At 49.7% G+C, this 16,647-nt stretch carries 14 protein-coding genes; all 14 read right to left on the reverse strand.

What is annotated here, in order from left to right; all coding sequences use genetic code 11:
* Window positions 1–23: 23 nt before the first annotated feature.
* The 14 genes from sfsA to HMPREF1246_RS03170 all read right to left on the reverse strand — a co-directional run bounded on the left by sfsA (window position 24) and on the right by HMPREF1246_RS03170 (window position 16,644).
* Window positions 24–1,181, reverse strand: coding sequence for a DNA/RNA nuclease SfsA (gene sfsA / locus HMPREF1246_RS03105; protein ID WP_009014719.1), 1,158 nt, complete (start codon window positions 1,179–1,181; stop codon window positions 24–26).
* Window positions 1,182–1,249: 68 nt separating this feature from the next.
* The gene (locus HMPREF1246_RS03110; RefSeq protein ID WP_009014718.1) at window positions 1,250–4,171 is read right to left on the reverse strand and encodes an insulinase family protein; all 2,922 of its coding nucleotides are present in this window, start codon (window positions 4,169–4,171) and stop codon (window positions 1,250–1,252) included.
* 179 nt (window positions 4,172–4,350) lie between these two features.
* Window positions 4,351–8,127: a phosphoribosylformylglycinamidine synthase gene (locus tag HMPREF1246_RS03115; RefSeq protein ID WP_021736674.1), complete on the reverse strand. Its 3,777-nt coding sequence runs from the start codon at window positions 8,125–8,127 to the stop codon at window positions 4,351–4,353.
* 11 nt (window positions 8,128–8,138) lie between these two features.
* A complete protein-coding gene (gene eis / locus HMPREF1246_RS03120; RefSeq protein ID WP_021736671.1) occupies window positions 8,139–9,320 on the reverse strand; it encodes an enhanced intracellular survival protein Eis in 1,182 nt (393 codons plus the stop codon).
* A gap of 12 nt (window positions 9,321–9,332) precedes the next feature.
* Window positions 9,333–10,223, reverse strand: a complete 891-nt coding sequence (locus HMPREF1246_RS03125) for a DUF2156 domain-containing protein (RefSeq protein ID WP_306511538.1) — start codon at window positions 10,221–10,223, stop codon at window positions 9,333–9,335.
* Between the two features lie 83 nt (window positions 10,224–10,306).
* On the reverse strand, window positions 10,307–10,918 hold the full coding sequence (locus HMPREF1246_RS03130; RefSeq protein ID WP_016459513.1) for a histidine phosphatase family protein: 612 nt from the start codon (window positions 10,916–10,918) through the stop codon (window positions 10,307–10,309).
* Between the two features lie 108 nt (window positions 10,919–11,026).
* Window positions 11,027–11,584, reverse strand: coding sequence for an elongation factor P (efp, locus tag HMPREF1246_RS03135; protein ID WP_009014713.1), 558 nt, complete (start codon window positions 11,582–11,584; stop codon window positions 11,027–11,029).
* A 32-nt stretch (window positions 11,585–11,616) separates the two neighbouring features.
* Window positions 11,617–12,669, reverse strand: coding sequence for a Xaa-Pro peptidase family protein (locus HMPREF1246_RS03140; protein WP_009014712.1), 1,053 nt, complete (start codon window positions 12,667–12,669; stop codon window positions 11,617–11,619).
* Between the two features lie 124 nt (window positions 12,670–12,793).
* On the reverse strand, window positions 12,794–14,017 hold the full coding sequence (locus HMPREF1246_RS03145; protein WP_009014711.1) for a U32 family peptidase: 1,224 nt from the start codon (window positions 14,015–14,017) through the stop codon (window positions 12,794–12,796).
* Entirely contained in the window at window positions 14,014–15,030 is a 1,017-nt protein-coding gene (gene mltG / locus HMPREF1246_RS03150; protein WP_021736673.1) for an endolytic transglycosylase MltG, read from the reverse strand. The genes HMPREF1246_RS03145 and mltG overlap by 4 nt, the downstream gene beginning before the upstream one ends.
* Before the next feature lie 12 nt (window positions 15,031–15,042).
* The gene (locus HMPREF1246_RS03155) at window positions 15,043–15,357 is read right to left on the reverse strand and encodes a DUF1292 domain-containing protein (RefSeq protein WP_009014709.1); all 315 of its coding nucleotides are present in this window, start codon (window positions 15,355–15,357) and stop codon (window positions 15,043–15,045) included.
* 4 nt (window positions 15,358–15,361) lie between these two features.
* Window positions 15,362–15,778, reverse strand: a complete 417-nt coding sequence (gene ruvX / locus HMPREF1246_RS03160; RefSeq protein WP_009014708.1) for a Holliday junction resolvase RuvX — start codon at window positions 15,776–15,778, stop codon at window positions 15,362–15,364.
* On the reverse strand, window positions 15,775–16,038 hold the full coding sequence (locus HMPREF1246_RS03165) for an IreB family regulatory phosphoprotein (protein ID WP_009014707.1): 264 nt from the start codon (window positions 16,036–16,038) through the stop codon (window positions 15,775–15,777). The genes ruvX and HMPREF1246_RS03165 overlap by 4 nt, the downstream gene beginning before the upstream one ends.
* A 75-nt stretch (window positions 16,039–16,113) precedes the next feature.
* Window positions 16,114–16,644, reverse strand: coding sequence for a TetR-like C-terminal domain-containing protein (locus tag HMPREF1246_RS03170; RefSeq protein WP_009014706.1), 531 nt, complete (start codon window positions 16,642–16,644; stop codon window positions 16,114–16,116).
* Between the last annotated feature and the right edge of the window lie 3 nt (window positions 16,645–16,647).

Below are 16,647 nucleotides of genomic sequence, written 5' to 3' on the forward strand. Positions count from 1 at the left end.
ATCACAGGATGGGTCCTTTTTCTTTACCCCTTTTCTTTTACTGCCCGGGCATCGAGACGGTTCATGCGGAACCTTTCGACGATATCCATGAAGCCTTTTTCATGAAGCGGGTTCTTTATAAACCCAAAAAGATGGGACCCATCTTCCGGGCAGTCTGTCGCACCAAAGTGAGAGATGGACCAGTCTGCGGCCTTTATCAGTTCCCGCGCCATGAGATGTTCCAAATCATCCTGGGTCCTTACGGGAAGGGCAGCAAGAACCTTGGCTTCATTACGAAAATAATCAATATGCCAATGCATTCCCTTGCGCTTCCGTTTATGCCGTTCCAGCCGTTTCATGAGATTTTTTTTTGCAGATCCGACATAGACATAAAAGCCCTTGGGAAAATGTACTTTCCCTAAACTGCCTACGGCAATATCTCGATTTTCGGCAAGTTCCAGAACCACAAAGTAGTCCCCGGCGTCCTGATTTTCCTCTGCAAGGAGCGTCTCTGGGTACATAAGAAGTTTTCCTGGTTCAGGATAAGTAAAGGTCTTATCCCAGGAAAGGGAAAAGGCCTTCCAATCAAGGCGGGGTGCGCAGCGCCGAAAGGCTTCCGCAAAAGCAGGATCTGTATGGTAATCAGGAAGGAACCATTCAGCCCGGTTCCAGTGGGCGAGGATGAGAAGTCCCGTCCTGATTCCCTCATCATGCATGGCGGCAAGTTCCTCGATATGCTTGCGGCCCCTTTCGGTGACCGCGTCCGGGAACATGGCACCCTTACGACCAAAAAGGGTGCATGATTTGACTTCTACATAAAATGGCTGCCCCTCCTGCTCAAGAAGCAGGTCGAAGCGGCTGTCCCCCACTGTGACTTCCCGCTTTACGACACGGCAGGACTCCCAGCCAGGGATCAAATGGTTCCGGATAAGGTACTCTGCCACATCATTGTTATACTGTGTATCAAGCAGAATCGGGACACCGTCACGCTCAATCCCGACAACATCATAGGGCGTTTTACGCGCTGGATCCTTGGCTTTTCGAAGGTAAAGCCGCGTCCCCTCATAAAGGAGCTCCCACATGCGACCCGGGTTGGGCATATGACAAGTAACAACAGCATCCCCCATGACCGCCTTTGTCACAAAGCGATTGGGCCTGCTGACAAAGGCCGCTGGAATCAGCACTTGATGATCATGCATCATCGTTTGTTCCTCCTTAGGAAAAAGGACTGCCGCCCTATGGGTGAGCAGTCCTTTTCAGATTTTTCTTCCTAGGCCTTGAAAATCTTCTCAAAGACATCCTTATTTTCTTCAATGGCTTCCTTGCTGCCTACAACGCATCGATATCCATCAGAAAGAACGTCCCGCACAACAGGCGCCAAAGCCCTGATATCTTCTACCGAGCAGTCAATGACTTCATCGCGGTAGGTCTGGGCAAGGTCCTTGGGCAGGCCGCGCAGATAGGTCGTAATGGCTTTTTCAAGCCGCATAGCATTTGTCAGCGGCGTATCAAGCAGACTGATGGTCCCGATGACATACTTGGTCATTTCCCGTTCTGAGGCTTCAAAATGTTCCAGATACTCAGGCAGTCCTTCATAGGTGCTGAGCGTCTTCATGAGCTGTGGATCGCGGTAGCTGGACAGATAGAACAGCCCGTTCTGATCAAAGCGCGCCCCTGCCCCATAAGCACCTCCCTGAACACGGATCTTGGTCCAAAGATAGCTATAGCGAAGGATAGTTTCAAGGACCTTCATGGCGCCCGTATAGTCATGGCCATGGGCACGGAAATTGCCGCCGGCAAGAACATACTGGACCTTGCCGCTGGTCGTAATGCCCTCATTAAGGCCCGGTGCAGCAAACTCCGGCACTGGCTTTCCGGCAAAGGAAGAATGGGGCAGCTGATCGACAAAGGATTCCATCTTCTTTTCTGCCGTTTCCCTGTGGCTTTCGTCACAGCAAAGGCTCATAACAAGACGGTCCTTATTGAAGAAAGCGGACATCAAAGTCTTCAGGTTTTCAATGACGCGGTCCGCCTTTTCCTCAAAATGCGCGCACAGATCCTGGAGGAACTGGTAATAGGTCAGCTGATCATGCTCGCTGGAGCGGCCGGAATCGGAGAAATAACTAGAAAGACGGATGGTGGCAACGGTCATGCCTCGTGAGAAAAACAATGCATCCCAACCCGCCTTGACTTCTTCCACGATTTCCTTGAGGCGGGCCTTGTCCCCCACATGGCTGGTTAGTGCCAGGGCTTCAAGAAGCTCAAAGAGCCGGTCCTCATTATGTTCCAGAACTTTGGCCGTCACCTTGAAATAGTTCCTGAAGTCATTCATGTCCCGATAGGAGGTATAAGGCTGGATAGCAAAGGAAAGTCCTCCAATATATTGGTCTGTAAACGTGTTTAATTCTTCATAGGTGAATGTATCCGTATTGACCTTTCCGAGGACGTCAGAAAGCAAATATGCGCATGTGAGAAGGTCTTCCGGTACGCCTGTCATATCAAAACACCAATCATAATAGACGATTTGGTTCGTAAAGGCAGGGCGGTAAAGCAGGGTATAGCTCCCCTTTTCCGTGACTACAGGTGTTTCAAAGGAAACCGTCCGCTTGATATCATCCCGCTTTAATAAAGGAATTGTTTCCAGTGCTTCCGGTGAGTCTTCTGCCGCCTGACGGGCATGGAGTTCATCGGCAATGACCTTGATTTCATTGATTTCATCCTGTGAGAGGCCTTCTTTGATGGCCTGCATCTTTTTTCGGAAGAGGGCGCCGTCCTTTTCTTCCTTCCCCGGCTCCGGCTTCAGCGTCAGGAGCACTTTATGCGTGTTATCAAGAAGGAGCGTTTCAATGAGGGACTCATAATAATGCGTGCCGATTTTACCGCGCAGGAAATCCAAGGTTTCCGTAAATTTTAGGCACGTCGTAGGATCCCCACCATAAAGCCAGGTCTCCATGATCGAAAGTCCATAGATGAGTCCTTTTGGGTAGACATTGAAATCAGCTTCGCGCATCTTGAATTCTTCGCTGCTGAGTTCTGCTTCCATAAGTTCCTGCGGGATGCCCTTGCGGGAAAGCTCCTGGAGCGTGCTGTAAAGAACCTTGATGAAACGGTCTTTTTCACTTTCCTCACTGCCGCTAATGCGGATAGAAAGAACGGGCTGGAGCTGGGAGGCATTGAGGCTGCCTGATACATCGCTGCCGAGACCGGCCCGCAGGAGGGCAAGGCGCAAGGGGGCGTTATCGCCTTCAAAAAGGACCTTTGTAAGGACTTTAAGGGCCATGGTCTGTTTCTGGTCAAGGCTTGATCCCATAACAATGTTAAGGGAAAGATAGGTCTTGTGATCCACGTCCACCCCCTGGGCTTCCGGATAGTAGGCCGTCACTTCTTTTGTCCGGTCAAAGGGGGCCTGCAGGGGAATCTTGACGGAAAAATCCGGATCTTTATCAAAATGGCTCAGGTAAGCTTCATCCAAATAAGACAAATAGGCATCAATATCCATATTGCCATAAAGATAGATGAAACTATTCTGGGGACTGTAATAAGTCTTATGGAAATCAAGGAACATTTCCTGCGTCAAAGTAGGAATCTCCTCTGGATAACCGCCCGATTCAAAACGGTACGGCGTATCCGGGAAAAGGGCCTTGTTCACCTCATTTTCTTCTACGGCATCAGGGGAAGAATAGACCCCTTTCATTTCATTGTAGACGACGCCGTTATAGACAAGCTGGCCCGCTTCATCGAATTCATAGTGCCAGCCTTCTTGACGAAGCGTGAAGGGGTTTTTATAGGTATTGGGATAAAAGACAGCATCAAGATACACATCGACTAGATTCCTGAAATCCTTATCATTGCGGCTCGCTACAGGATAGACCGTTTTATCGGAATAGGTCATGGCGTTGAGAAACGTATTGAGGGACCCTTTCACAAGTTCGACAAAGGGTTCCTTGACCGGGTATTTGCGGGACCCGCAAAGTACGGAATGTTCCGTTATATGGGCCACACCGGTATCATCCCGACTGGGCGTCCGAAACCCAATGGTAAAGACTTTGTTGTCATCGTCAGAAGCCACATAAAAAAGACGGGCCCCACTTTTTTCATGGGTCATTTCATAGCCCATGGCCTTGATATCACAAAGATCGGTGATTCGATCCACGCGAAAGCCATGGACCTTATCATTCAGGGAAAACTGCATATTGGATAACCTCCATTCAGGGAACAAAATCAGCAAAGATGGATTCTGCATCTAAGAACTGTATCACCCTGCATTATAGTAGAAATTGATGAAAAAAGCCATAGCCACCCCTTCCGGCACAGAAAAAGGACCCACCCCCCAAGGAGGTGGATCCTCTGTTTAGACAGGAGCTGAACAACTTATTTGAAGTACTGTACACCGGACAGGAAGATTGGCTGGAACTTGTTGCCCGGAATGTTCTTCATGAGGCCATCGGTGTAGCGTTCGGAATGGCCCATCTTGCCGAGGACGCGGCCATCGGGGCTGGTAACAGACTCGACGGCATAGAAGGAACCGTTCGGGTTGTACGGGCTTTCCATGGTCGGATTGCCGGCAAGGTCAACATATTGGGTGCCAATCTGGCCATTGGCAACAAGGTGTTTGATTTCCTCCTCCGTCGCTACGAAACGGCCTTCCCCATGGGAAACGGCGATGGTATGGATATCACCAGGTTCGCAAAGGCTGAGCCACGGAGATTTGTTGGAAACCACTTTTGTGTCGACCATTCGGGAAATATGACGGCCAATGGTATTGAACGTCAGCGTCGGGGAATCATCCTTCAGCGGTACAATATGACCGTACGGCACAAGGCCGAGCTTGATCAGGGCTTGGAACCCGTTGCAGATTCCAAGGATCAGGCCATCACGGTTCGTCAAAAGATCTTCCACGGCTTCTGTAAGAGTTGGGTTGCGGAACATGGTGGCCATGAACTTACCAGAACCATCCGGTTCATCACCGGCAGAGAAGCCACCGGGAAGAGCCATGATCTGCGCCTGTTTCATTCGTTTGGCCATTTCTTCCACCGATTCCTTGATGGCGTCTGGCGTCAGGTTGCGGATTACGAAGATATCCGTCTTCGCTCCAGCGGCTTCAAAGGCGGCAGCCGTATCATATTCGCAGTTGATTCCTGGGAATACGGGAATGAAGACCGTCGGTTTGGCAACGTTATAGGGAGCGGTCAGCGGAAGATCATTGGTGTAAGCCGGCATGCGTACATCCTTCTTTTCTTTCCGCGGTGCCTTCATGGGGAAAATCTTATCCAGGGTCTTCGTATAGGCGGCTTCAATTTCAGCAAGACTGATTTCTGTATCGTTGACGACCACTTTGCCCTCATCGGTCAAGGTTCCCAGAACGAGAAGATCCGTCCCCGCAAAAACTTCTTCCGCATCTGCCCCATCTTCAAGTTCTACAAGGAAACCAGCAGGCTGCAGTGTGAAGAGACATTCCTCGTGAAGGAATGGCTTAACAAAGGAAAATCCGAGCTCGTTGCCAAGGCACATGGCAGAAATCGCGGCAGCGACACCGCCTTCCTTGACCACACCAGCCGTAATGACCCGCTTGGAAAGGATGCCCTTATGGAGGGAAGCAAGGAGTTTCTTTAAGGCGTCGTAATCAATGACTTCATGTTCATCACAGCTAGCAGGCAGGAATACCACGGTATGACCGGCTTTTTTGAATTCATTGGAAATCGTGTCCCGACCATCCATGACGCCTACAGCAAAACTGATGAGCGAAGGCGGAACTTCAAGATCCATAAAAGTACCACTCATGGAATCCTTTCCGCCAATGGCAGGAAGGCCCAGCTCGCAGCAAGCTTCGTAGGCTCCTAACAGTGCGCTGAGCGGTTGTCCCCAATGCTTGCTGTCATGGAGTTTTGGGAAATATTCCTGCATGGAAAGACGCAGCTTGCTAGGATCGGCGCCAAGGGCTGCTGCACGGCAGACAGATTCCACGACTGCGTACATACCGCCATGATAAGGACTCCAGCAAGCGACGTTTGGATTATAACCAGCGGCCATGACAGAGGCCGCCGTCGTTTTGCCGCCCAGTACTGGAATCCGGGCCGCCATCCCTTCGGATTGAGTCAGTTGACGCTTACCGCCAAAAGGCATGATGACAGTCCCACGTCCGATGGTCCCATCAAAACGTTCCCCCAGCCCTTCCTGACTGCAGACGTTCAAGCGGTCCAGGTTACGGAGCCAGCGATCCTTGATGGACGAAAGGCCCTGCACTTGTTCGGGGATTTCATTGAAAGGAGAAGGCGCCGTAATGGCTTCCACTTCAACGTCAGCCTTTTGGGAAATCCCATTCGTATCGAGGAAGGCACGCGAAAGATCGACGATTTTTTCCCCACGCCAGTACATGACAAGGCGTGGATCCTTGGACACCTCGGCAACAACCGTTGCTTCCAGGTTCTCTTCATCGGCTGCATCCATGAATGCCTTCAGGTCCTTGGCGGCAATGACAACAGCCATACGTTCCTGGGACTCACTGATGGCAAGTTCCGTACCATCAAGGCCTTCATATTTCTTGGGAACCTTATCCAGATTAATGACAAGCCCCGGAGCAAGTTCCCCAATCGCTACGGAAACGCCGCCTGCGCCAAAGTCGTTACAGCGCTTGATGAGACAGGTCACTTCAGGATTGCGGAAAAGACGCTGGATCTTACGTTCGTTGGGAGGATTGCCCTTCTGGACCTCTGCCCCGCATTCACTGAGGGATTTGGTCGTGTGTTCCTTGGACGCACCCGTTGCGCCGCCCATACCATCACGGCCCGTACGGCCGCCAAGAAGTACAACAAGGTCACCATCACTGGGTCGTTCACGGACGACGGCATCACGAGGTGCCGCGCCGATTACAGCGCCGACCTCCATCCGCTTGGCTACAAAACGGTTGTGATAATATTCTTCTACAAGACCTGTAGCAAGGCCAATCTGGTTGCCATAGGAACTATAGCCAGCAGCGGCGCCTTGGGTGATTTTACGCTGTGGCAATTTCCCAACAAGGGTCTTATCATAAGGCGTACGTGGGTCACCTGAGCCCGTGACACGCATGGCTTGATAGACATAGCTGCGGCCGCTCAATGGATCACGGATGGCACCGCCAAGACAGGTTGCCGCACCACCAAAAGGCTCAATCTCCGTGGGATGGTTATGGGTCTCGTTCTTAAACATGACGAGCCATTCTTCTTCGTTTCCATCTACCGTAATGGGGACAACAATGCTGCAGGCATTGATTTCCTCAGAGGCATCCAAATCAGGCAGATGGCCTTCTTTTTTCATCTTCTTGGTCGCAAGGCAAGCCATGTCCATCAGCGTGACAGGCCGCTCTGTATCCTTGCCATAGACAAATTCTCGATCCTTCAGGTAGCGTTCCAAAGCCTGCTGGATAGGTTCCGTATAGACGCTCTCCTCAATATTGATTTTCTCAAGATTGGTTTCAAAAGTGGTGTGGCGGCAATGATCGGACCAGTATGTGTCAAGAACCTTGATTTCAGTAATGGAAGGATTCCGGCCTTCTTTCTGGAAATATTCCTGGATAAAAGCAAGGTCTGCTTCACTCATGGCCAGTTCCTGTTCCGTAAGGAACTGATGGAGTTCTTCCTTGGAAAACTGCGTGAAGCCCTTGATGATGGCAACTGGTTTCGGAGCTTCCCAGCTCATTTCCAGGCTGTCAGGTTTTTGTGTGGAGGCTTCCTGGGCTTCTACAGGGTTGATGGTGTACTTTTTGATTTTTTCAACGTCAGCATCGGTCAGATTGCCTTCCAGAAGGATGACCTTTGCAGCAGCAACTGCGGGCCGTTTACCCTGACTAATGAGCTGTACACACTGAGCGGCAAAGTCTTCCCGCTGGTCATACTGGCCAGGCAGGAGTTCAATGGCAAAGCTCTTCACGCCTTCTGGGATTTCCAGCGTCTCATCATGAACCGTATCTACCGGCGGTTCAGACAGGACAACCCGTTTAGCAGCTTCATAGTCCTCATCGGACAATCCTGCAATATCGTAGCGATTGACGATACGCAGCCCCGTCAGCTGGGTCATGCCCAAGGTTCCCACAAGATCTGCCAGGAGTCCTGCTGCTTCAACAGCATACTCCTTCTTTTTTTCCACATAAATCCTTCTCATCGATTCGCTCATGACAGCCTCCCTTAAAAATATTCATTGATAAAGTTTACTTTTTTGGGGAACAACGTTTCAAGCGTCCACAGGGATGATTCTTCTTCCACGTGGATAAAGCCCGCGTCTTTCAGCTCCCGGGCCCCGTACGTCCCGAAAAAGAGCTGGGTCAGACTGGAAATATCCATGAGAACCGTTGGATCATCAAGCGTATTGAAAAGGGTTATCCCTTTTTCATCAAAATGCATCTTCACGAGCATCGTATTGAGGGGCACCTGCTCGTCCCGGATTCCAATGACGAGTTCCCTACCTACAAGGCAATCCGGAACGGAAAGACTTTGCAGGACCTGGGCCGCGTTCACAATCCTTCCCATCATAAAAGGGACCATCCGGGGCGCCAGCTGCTGACTGGAGAGCCTCAGGTACAGCAGGTCATCACAGGGACCAAGATAGGAAAGCTTCTCAAAGGTTCCGTAAAATCCCTTGAAATAACGCAGAAGCTCCAGCTTGGCAGCCGGGGCAAGCGCCATCAGTTCCTGGATGGTTATGATTCCTTTCCCTTTCTGATAGAGGGCATAACCACAGGTTTTTTCTCCGTTTTTGAGCACAACAGTTTCGAGGCCTTCTCGGGATCCTGACCCAAGAAGATTTTCCCACTCCTGGTGGTTTCTTTTGACATATCCTGTATAAGCCGCCATGGCGTCATCATAAACCGGCGCCAGCAGCGCCTCGGCCTCTTTGGTAGAAATCCTATGAAAAGTATACCCCGTAAGGCTCTCGCCTACAAGGTCAATCTCCCGCAGGGGCAATTCATACTGGGTGCGAAGGGCCGTAAAACTAAAGCCATAAGGCAGGTAAATCCCGGCATGGATTGGCATCAGGACGACAAAGGGGACCTTCATGGCCCGCAGCATGGTAAACGTCTTATCCATGAGTTCGCCCATTACGTGGCGTCCTCGGGCTTCTGGAGCCGTGGCGACGCCAACCAAATAAGGCACGCGGAAATCCTTGTTCCTTACATGGATCGTGTAGGGGTTCAGGTGCACCATTGTCATCAGCCGATGATCCTCAAAACCGCCTAACATCTTATTCTGCTTCAATGCATACTCGGAAAAATACCATTCGTAAAATGGGGTCCCTTTTTTTTCGAAACATTCATCCCAGAGCGCCGCCACTTGGGGCAGCGTCTTTTCATTGATGAGACGAAAATCCATGCTCCACCTCCCTTAACGAATGATTGTATTGTATTTCTTGACCATGAAGATGGGGTTATAGGATTCCTTGGCTTTTCGAAGTCCTTCCTTACCCATATCCTCTTCTCGGTTGATAAACTGCACATCTGGCCAGGCATTTTGGACAAAGTCCTTATTGATGGCTGTAAAAAGTCCGCGGACATTGGGATCTGCTTTTTCGACATGGACAACAGCCGTGTGTTCACTGACCTTTTCCCCAAAGGTAAAGGCTTTTACCTGACCATCCAAACGGATGAGGCCGCCACGGATCTTCAGGAATTCCATATTATTCAGTCCTTCTTCAATGGCGCAGGCTTCGCATTTGATCGTTGGATCGGTCTCAGCCCGCTGGGCACACCACGCCTTGCCAAAGGCAATACATTCATCTTTGTTTGCCGCATTGATTTCTTCATAGACGTAATCGGGGTGTTCCTTGATGAATGCATTGTAATGGTTCTTCTTGCTGTGATACTTTCGTCCCGATAAGGTCGCAAGTTTCTCCCGGTCATAGACGTAATCCCAGTTATCCCGGTCCTCTGTGTACTCCGTAATTTCCGGCATGGTTCGTTTGAATCGTTCCATCGTTGATTCATAAATTCCATGAAATTCAAAAGGCCCGCCAAAATATTCTTTCAGTGCGTTCACGATAAGGGGCATATCCTCATCCTTGCCGCCGAAAGGAGGCAGGACGAAGGTAACCCCATTAACGGTGACCTTGAGAATAAGGGCACCATGGCTGATTGCCCAGAATGTGTCATAGCAGCCACGCCAAATGAAGGTCGATCCAAAGCAGCATTCTGAGCCGCGATAATCCGCTTCATTATAGTAGTCATCAAAAATAGGTTTATCCGATATATCGACATGTTTAAATTCTAAAATAAAAATCTCTCCTAACTTTTTTGGATGATACCATTATACCAGATATCATCAAGAGGGGAAAATGACCGCAAAAGGAGAGTGCCTCCGACTTAGGTCAGGGATCCCATTTGATTCAGGTAAATTAAGCGATACCCCATCAAATCATCATAGGTCAGTTTGGTCACACTTGTATTATCCAATGTCAAGTGCCACATGCAGTCAATAGGGGCTTGAAGAATGCAGCATAATAACAGGCGAATCATCCCGCCATGGCTTACGACCATCACTGCCGTGCCATCTTCCATGGCATCCTTGACTTCATTAAGTCCTTTCATTCCCCGTGCCTGGGCCTCTTGAAGGTCTTCAGCACCGGAGAGTGTCACTTGAGTCGGTGTCAGCCAGAGCGTCTGCAGGCGCTTCGAGTCCGTTTTTCTTAAGTCTCTGATCCGGCAGCCTTCCCACTCCCCAAAGGAAATTTCCCGGAATGCAGCAAGGGCCTGTGGGACAAGTTGTTTTTCCTCAGCAAGAGGCCGAGCTGTTTCCTTGGTCCTCATAAGATCGGATGTATAAAGGGCCGTAACCATAAGGTCACGGGCTCGTTTTTTTAGGGAAAGGGCCTGCTCCTGTCCAACTGGACTGAGCGGATGGTCCTCCCAGCCCTGGAAACGGCCTTCTTCATTGGACCTTGTTCGTCCATGACGGACGAGGTAAATGGTTTTCATGTCGCTTTCCTTTCTGTACAAAAGGGCTGGTTGCCGTCATATAGAAAAACGAGCCTATTTCCGAGGCTCGTTTTCGATTGGAAAATCCTGCCTTGGGCAGGAAGTCCCTTATGCTCTTTCGATGTATTCGCCCGTACGGGTATCGATACGAAGCACATCGCCTTCGTTGATGAACAGAGGGACTTTTACCACATAGCCCGTGTCCATGGTTGCATTCTTGTTGCCGCCCGTAGCGGTATCCCCTTTGATGCCCGGTTCCGTTTCAACAACGGTCAGTTCAACCGTATTCGGCAGTTCGACCCCGAGGATCCGGTTATCAAAAGAAGAAATCTTGACGTTCATATTTTCCTTCAGGAAATTCATAGCGCTGCCCAGTTGATCTTTGTTAAGCTCAATCTGTTCGTAGGTTTCATTGTCCATAAAGACATACATGCCATCATTTTCATAGAGGTACTGCATTTCACGGCGAACGACCTCAGCATTCGGGAGACGTTCAGCGGCGTTGAACGTACGTTCAACAACAGCACCCGTGCAGAGGTTGCGCATCTTGGCACGGACAAAGGCTGCCCCTTTCCCCGGTTTGACGTGCTGGAATTCAACTACCTGCCAAGCATCGCCGTCAATTTCAACTGTTACACCTGTTTTAAAATCGTTCGTAGAAATCATTGAAACACCCTCCAAAAATTTTCTTGTTAAGCTTATAGGATTTCCATAAGTTCCTTTTCAACCAGCGTCAGCCGCTCACAACCCCATTCCGTTACAATGACGGTATCTTCAATGCGGACACCGCCCTTGCCCGGCAAATAGATGCCCGGTTCCACCGTTACAATGGCACCCACAGGAATCGGATCCGGATTGCCTTTATTGAGGTTCGGCTTTTCGTGGATATCAAGACCCACACCATGACCCAGTCCATGACCGAAGTAGGCACCATACCCCTTGGACGCGATAAAATCACGAACGGCCTGATCCACTTCAATACCCGTCTTGCCAGGGAACAGGACTTCTTCCCCCAGTTCATTGGCGGCAAGGACAATCTCGTAGATTTCCTTTTGCCAAGGAGCCGCTTTTCCCATGACGACCGTGCGAGTCATATCACTGCAGTAACCGTCATAGATGCAACCAAAATCAAAAGTGACGAAGTCACCTTCCTCAATGACCTTATTTGAGGCCACTCCATGAGGCAGGGCGCTGCGCACGCCGGAAGCAACAATCGTATCAAAAGAGGTTTTCTGGGCCCCTCTTTTTCGCATATTATACTCAAGTTCTGCAGCAAGTTCAGATTCCCTCCGCCCCACTTTGATATGGGGAATGAGTTCATGAAAAGCGTCGTCAGCAATGGCGGCAGCTTTGAACATTTTACGCTGTTCCTCTGGGGATTTGACTGCCCTCAAAAAGACGAGATTCACATTCTTGAAACTTGCTTTAGGAAGGGCCTTTTGCAAGGCCGTGGCTTCCGTATAGGAAAAATAGTCACCATCAAGGGCCAAACGCCATGCTGGTCTTACCTGATCCACGACGGAAAAAAGGCCATGCTGGTGTTCCAGGATTTCACATTCAGGAGCCTGCTGCTGCGCCTGCAGGATGTAGCGCGAGTCCGTAATAAGAACGGCCCGTAAAGCGTCTACATAAAGAAGACTTTCTCCGCCCGTAAAGCCCGTGAAATAGCGAATGGATGAATCCCCCTTGATGAAGATTCCCTGTACGCCTTCCTCTTGGAGGAAGGTTCTGAGCGTAGGTAATGGTTTCATAAGCGACCTCCCACAAAAGTACCCTACTATATTAGCATATTCCCTGCAATTTGCCTATATTGAAACGGGAAAATTTTAGGGAAAGTGTACAAAATCATACGGAATTTTATAGAAAAACCTTTTTCTAGGCTTTTTTGAGGCGCCTTACGAGGGAATAGGGTTCCATGCGGGCGTCCCCAACGGCCGTAAAGATCATCTGTGCATGAGGTGCGGCAGCAATGGGCGTGCCCGTTTCATCCTCCATGTCCGACAAGGTCCAGGGAAAGACCGTTCCCCCAGGCGTCAAGATTTCAAGGGTTTCCCCTTCCTTCACATTGTTTCGCTGCTCCAGCGTCACCCGCCCCGAAGCAGCGTCGTAGTCGTTCACAAGGCCTACAAAATCCGCTGTCTGTTCATAGGAACTTGTTGTATAGACCTGACCGTCTGCTTCCGGTCTGTGTTCAAAAAAGCCCGTCGTATAGGGACGATGGGAAATTTTGAGCAGTTCTTCCTGCCATTCAGGCAGCACGGAAAAGTGTTCCGGATCCCTCAGATAGGCATCAATGGCCTTGCGATAAACGCTCACCACTGTTGCGACATAATGGACACTCTTCATGCGACCTTCAATTTTGAGACTTTTTACGCCGCTTTTGATGAGGTCCGGCAGATGATCCAAGAGACAAAGGTCCTTTGAATTCATGATGTACGTGCCTTGCTCATCTTCGGCAATATCAAAGGCTTCATCAGGACGGTTTTTCTCTTTTAAGGAAAACTCCCAGCGGCAGACTTGTGCACAAGCGCCTCGGTTGCTGTCCCGACCCGTAAAGTAGTTGCTCAAAAGGCAGCGGCCTGAATAGGAAATACACATTGCACCATGGACAAAGACCTCAACCTCTGCATGGATGTTCCGCACGATTTCGGAAATCTCCCCAAGGGACAGTTCCCTCGCAAGGACCACCCGTTCAGCACCGAGCGCCTCCCAAGCCTTGGCGGCCTCATAGTTTGTCACGTTAGCCTGGGTACTGACATGAAGGGCCAGATTCGGTACGATTTTTCGGGCCATCATCCATACCCCGAGATCAGAAACAAGGAGCGCATCCACACCGGCGTCCTCTAGGTCCTTTAGATACGAGGGAAGCTGGGGAAGATCACCATTATGAGGAACAACGTTCACAGTCACATAGACTTTTTTATCCAAGTTATGGGCAAACGTGCAGGCCTCCCTGATTTCTTCCATTGAAAAATTTGCGGCAAAAGCCCTCAGTCCGAAAGCCTTGCCGCCTAAATAGACTGCATCGGCACCATAGCGGAGCGCCATTTTACACTTATCGAGGCTTCCGGCAGGTGCAAGAAGTTCAATTTGATTCATATGTCTACATCTCCATGGATGGCTCGGATCATCGCCTTATGTTCCTCATAGGTCTTGGTAAAACGATGATAGCCATCCTTATCTGCTACAAAATAGAGGTAATCCGATTTTTGGGGATTGAGGACAGCTTTGATTGCCTGCTCGCTGGGACTTGCAATCGGTCCTGGCGGAAGCCCAGGATACAAGTACGTATTATACGGAGAATCCACTTTAAGGTCATCATAGCGAAGGTCACCCTTTTGATGCCCTAAAAGATATTGGATGGTCGTATCGGATTGGATGGGCATATTCTTATGAAGGCGGTTCAGAAATACACCAGCAATAAGAGGCATCTCATCTTCATGAACGGCTTCCTTTTCCACCATGGCAGCAAGGTTCACCACATCACGAATACTCATGCCGCTTGCTTTGATCTGATTCTTTAGCTCCTCATCTAGACGACGGTTAAATTCCTTGACCATGGTGGCAAGGATTTCCTTTTCCGTGGCGCCTTCCGGCAAATCATATGTAGCCGGATAGGCAAAGCCTTCCGCCTTATAGATTACATGGGGATTGGGCGTCTCCATATAAGGATACGGTGCATAATCAATGGCCGCTTGTTGGAAAGCTTCGGCCGAACCCAACTTTTCTTTTTCCAGTTTGGCCGCAATCTGAGGGATGCTCGAAGCTTCAGGCACAGTAAACTTGTTGTAGCGCGTCTTTCCCGACGCAATGATGTCAATGATTTCGGCATCACTCATGCCTGCCGTGATTTCATAATTTCCCGCTTTCAGCATACTTTCCTTATGGGTCAGCTTTGCCGTCAGGAGAAACAATTCCGGACTGCGTACGGCCTTCTCCTCATGAAGCAAAGCAGCTATATCCCGTGTTGTCATGCCATCCTTGATGGTAAAATGGACCAATGCCCCTGTTGCAAGGTTAGCATTGCTGTTGAATCCGTGGAGGTACCAGTAGACAGCGCCACTAAAGGCTGCCAAAAGAACCAGAAGGACACATACAAGCTTTTTGGCCATGTCCTTTGCTCCTTACTCTTCATCCATCTCCTGGGTGATTTCTTCATAGGCCTTTTTAACGGCCTCAAATTCTTCATCCGTCGGATCCACATAGACAGGTTCGCCGTCAGTATCGAACTCAATGCGGGCAATCATGACCGCGTCATCTTCTTCCAAGGCTTCTGCTTCCTCTTCATCCATAGGTTCACGGACAAGAAGGGCAAAACTCTTGTTATCAATAGGGATGACCATTTCTTCTGCATAGTAGGTCTTATTCCCCTTATCGTCAGTAACAACAACCAAAGCCTCTTGATCTTCGGTTTGGAGCATATCTTGATCTTTTGTCATGGCATTACCTCCTTAGGCTGTCCAGATAATTTTGTAAGATGACGACGGCCGCCATCATATCAATGACTTTCTTGCGTTTTTTACGTGTCAGATCTGCATCGATAAGAACCTTTTCCGCCGCCACCGTGGAAAGCCGTTCATCCCAAAGGGTAATCTTTGCATCGGGGAATTCGGTTTGCAGCAATTTGGAAAAAGCCTCACTCGCTTTTCCGCGCTCACCAATGGTTCCATTCATATTTTTGGGGTAGCCCAGGACAAAAGCCCCCACTTCTTCCTTTTGGACCAATTCATGAAGGCGTGCCAAATCATTCTTGGTTCCGCTGCGCCGAATGGTTTCGATGCCGCGCGCAATCAGTCCCATCTCATCGCTTACAGCGACACCGATGGTGCGTGTTCCGAGGTCAAGACCCATGATCCTCATTTTTGGGGCAATTCCTTCAAATAGGATTGAAGAAGGGCTTCAATGAGTTCATAGCGATTGAATTGGCGGATCTTCAGACGGGCATCCTTATAGCTCGTCACATAGGCTGGGTCCCCACTCAAGAGGTAGCCAGCCAATTGGTCAATGGGATTATAACCTTTTTCCTGGAGGGCTTCCACGACTTCGTGGATGGTCCGGGAAACCGTTTCCGTCTTGGAAACGGGTTTAAACATCGTGGTTTCTTGAGTCGTACGTGACATGAACAGTCCCTCCTTTTGGGAAAAACAAGCAGCCCGCTTCCGAAACGAGCTGCACAGCATAAAGTATCTCGGCCATTAGTAAAAATACTGACTGATGGAAACAGGAATCGATTCCTGGAAGAGGACCAACATGACCTCAATAGGAACCTTCATTCCATCCATCATCCAGCGCATGGTCATTTCTTCCCCGCCATAAACAACCATTTCCACGGCAAACTGAATATGGGGGTCGTGGACGTCCACCCCATAGTGCCTCAGCATCATGGTATAGGCATCACGGACAAAGCGCCGGTTGGTCCGGCGAAAGTGCTCATTATCATCACTCTCATACAGATGGCGGAAGAATCCCTCATATTTTTTATACATAAGGAATTTCTTATAAAGAGCTTCGGACCAACTTTTGCTGCCCAGGATATCGCGGCCATGGACGGCAAGAATATGAAGAAACTCATAATGGGCCAGTTCCGTCATAGACGCAAAGGTCCTATCATATGCGTCCCGAGTGACACCGGATTCCCGAACAAGCTCTTCAACACTGATGCATTTTAGCGGTTTCTTCGTAAGGAGCCGACCCATGGCCTCTCCCATCCGTCTTTTAGCATCCATGTA

The organism is Acidaminococcus sp. BV3L6 (genome assembly GCF_000468835.1).
GTDB lineage: Bacteria > Bacillota > Negativicutes > Acidaminococcales > Acidaminococcaceae > Acidaminococcus > Acidaminococcus intestini.

Coding starts and splice junctions, on each gene's coding strand:
- sfsA (WP_009014719.1), bottom strand. CDS start 1,181: ATGATGCATGATCATCAAGTGCTGATTCCAGCGGCCTTTGTCAGCAGG.
- HMPREF1246_RS03110 (WP_009014718.1), bottom strand. CDS start 4,171: ATGCAGTTTTCCCTGAATGATAAGGTCCATGGCTTTCGCGTGGATCGA.
- HMPREF1246_RS03115 (WP_021736674.1), bottom strand. CDS start 8,127: ATGAGCGAATCGATGAGAAGGATTTATGTGGAAAAAAAGAAGGAGTAT.
- eis (WP_021736671.1), bottom strand. CDS start 9,320: ATGGATTTTCGTCTCATCAATGAAAAGACGCTGCCCCAAGTGGCGGCG.
- HMPREF1246_RS03130 (WP_016459513.1), bottom strand. CDS start 10,918: ATGAAAACCATTTACCTCGTCCGTCATGGACGAACAAGGTCCAATGAA.
- efp (WP_009014713.1), bottom strand. CDS start 11,584: ATGATTTCTACGAACGATTTTAAAACAGGTGTAACAGTTGAAATTGAC.
- HMPREF1246_RS03140 (WP_009014712.1), bottom strand. CDS start 12,669: ATGAAACCATTACCTACGCTCAGAACCTTCCTCCAAGAGGAAGGCGTA.
- HMPREF1246_RS03145 (WP_009014711.1), bottom strand. CDS start 14,017: ATGAATCAAATTGAACTTCTTGCACCTGCCGGAAGCCTCGATAAGTGT.
- mltG (WP_021736673.1), bottom strand. CDS start 15,030: ATGGCCAAAAAGCTTGTATGTGTCCTTCTGGTTCTTTTGGCAGCCTTT.
- HMPREF1246_RS03155 (WP_009014709.1), bottom strand. CDS start 15,357: ATGACAAAAGATCAAGATATGCTCCAAACCGAAGATCAAGAGGCTTTG.
- ruvX (WP_009014708.1), bottom strand. CDS start 15,778: ATGAGGATCATGGGTCTTGACCTCGGAACACGCACCATCGGTGTCGCT.
- HMPREF1246_RS03165 (WP_009014707.1), bottom strand. CDS start 16,038: ATGTCACGTACGACTCAAGAAACCACGATGTTTAAACCCGTTTCCAAG.
- HMPREF1246_RS03170 (WP_009014706.1), bottom strand. CDS start 16,644: ATGGATGCTAAAAGACGGATGGGAGAGGCCATGGGTCGGCTCCTTACG.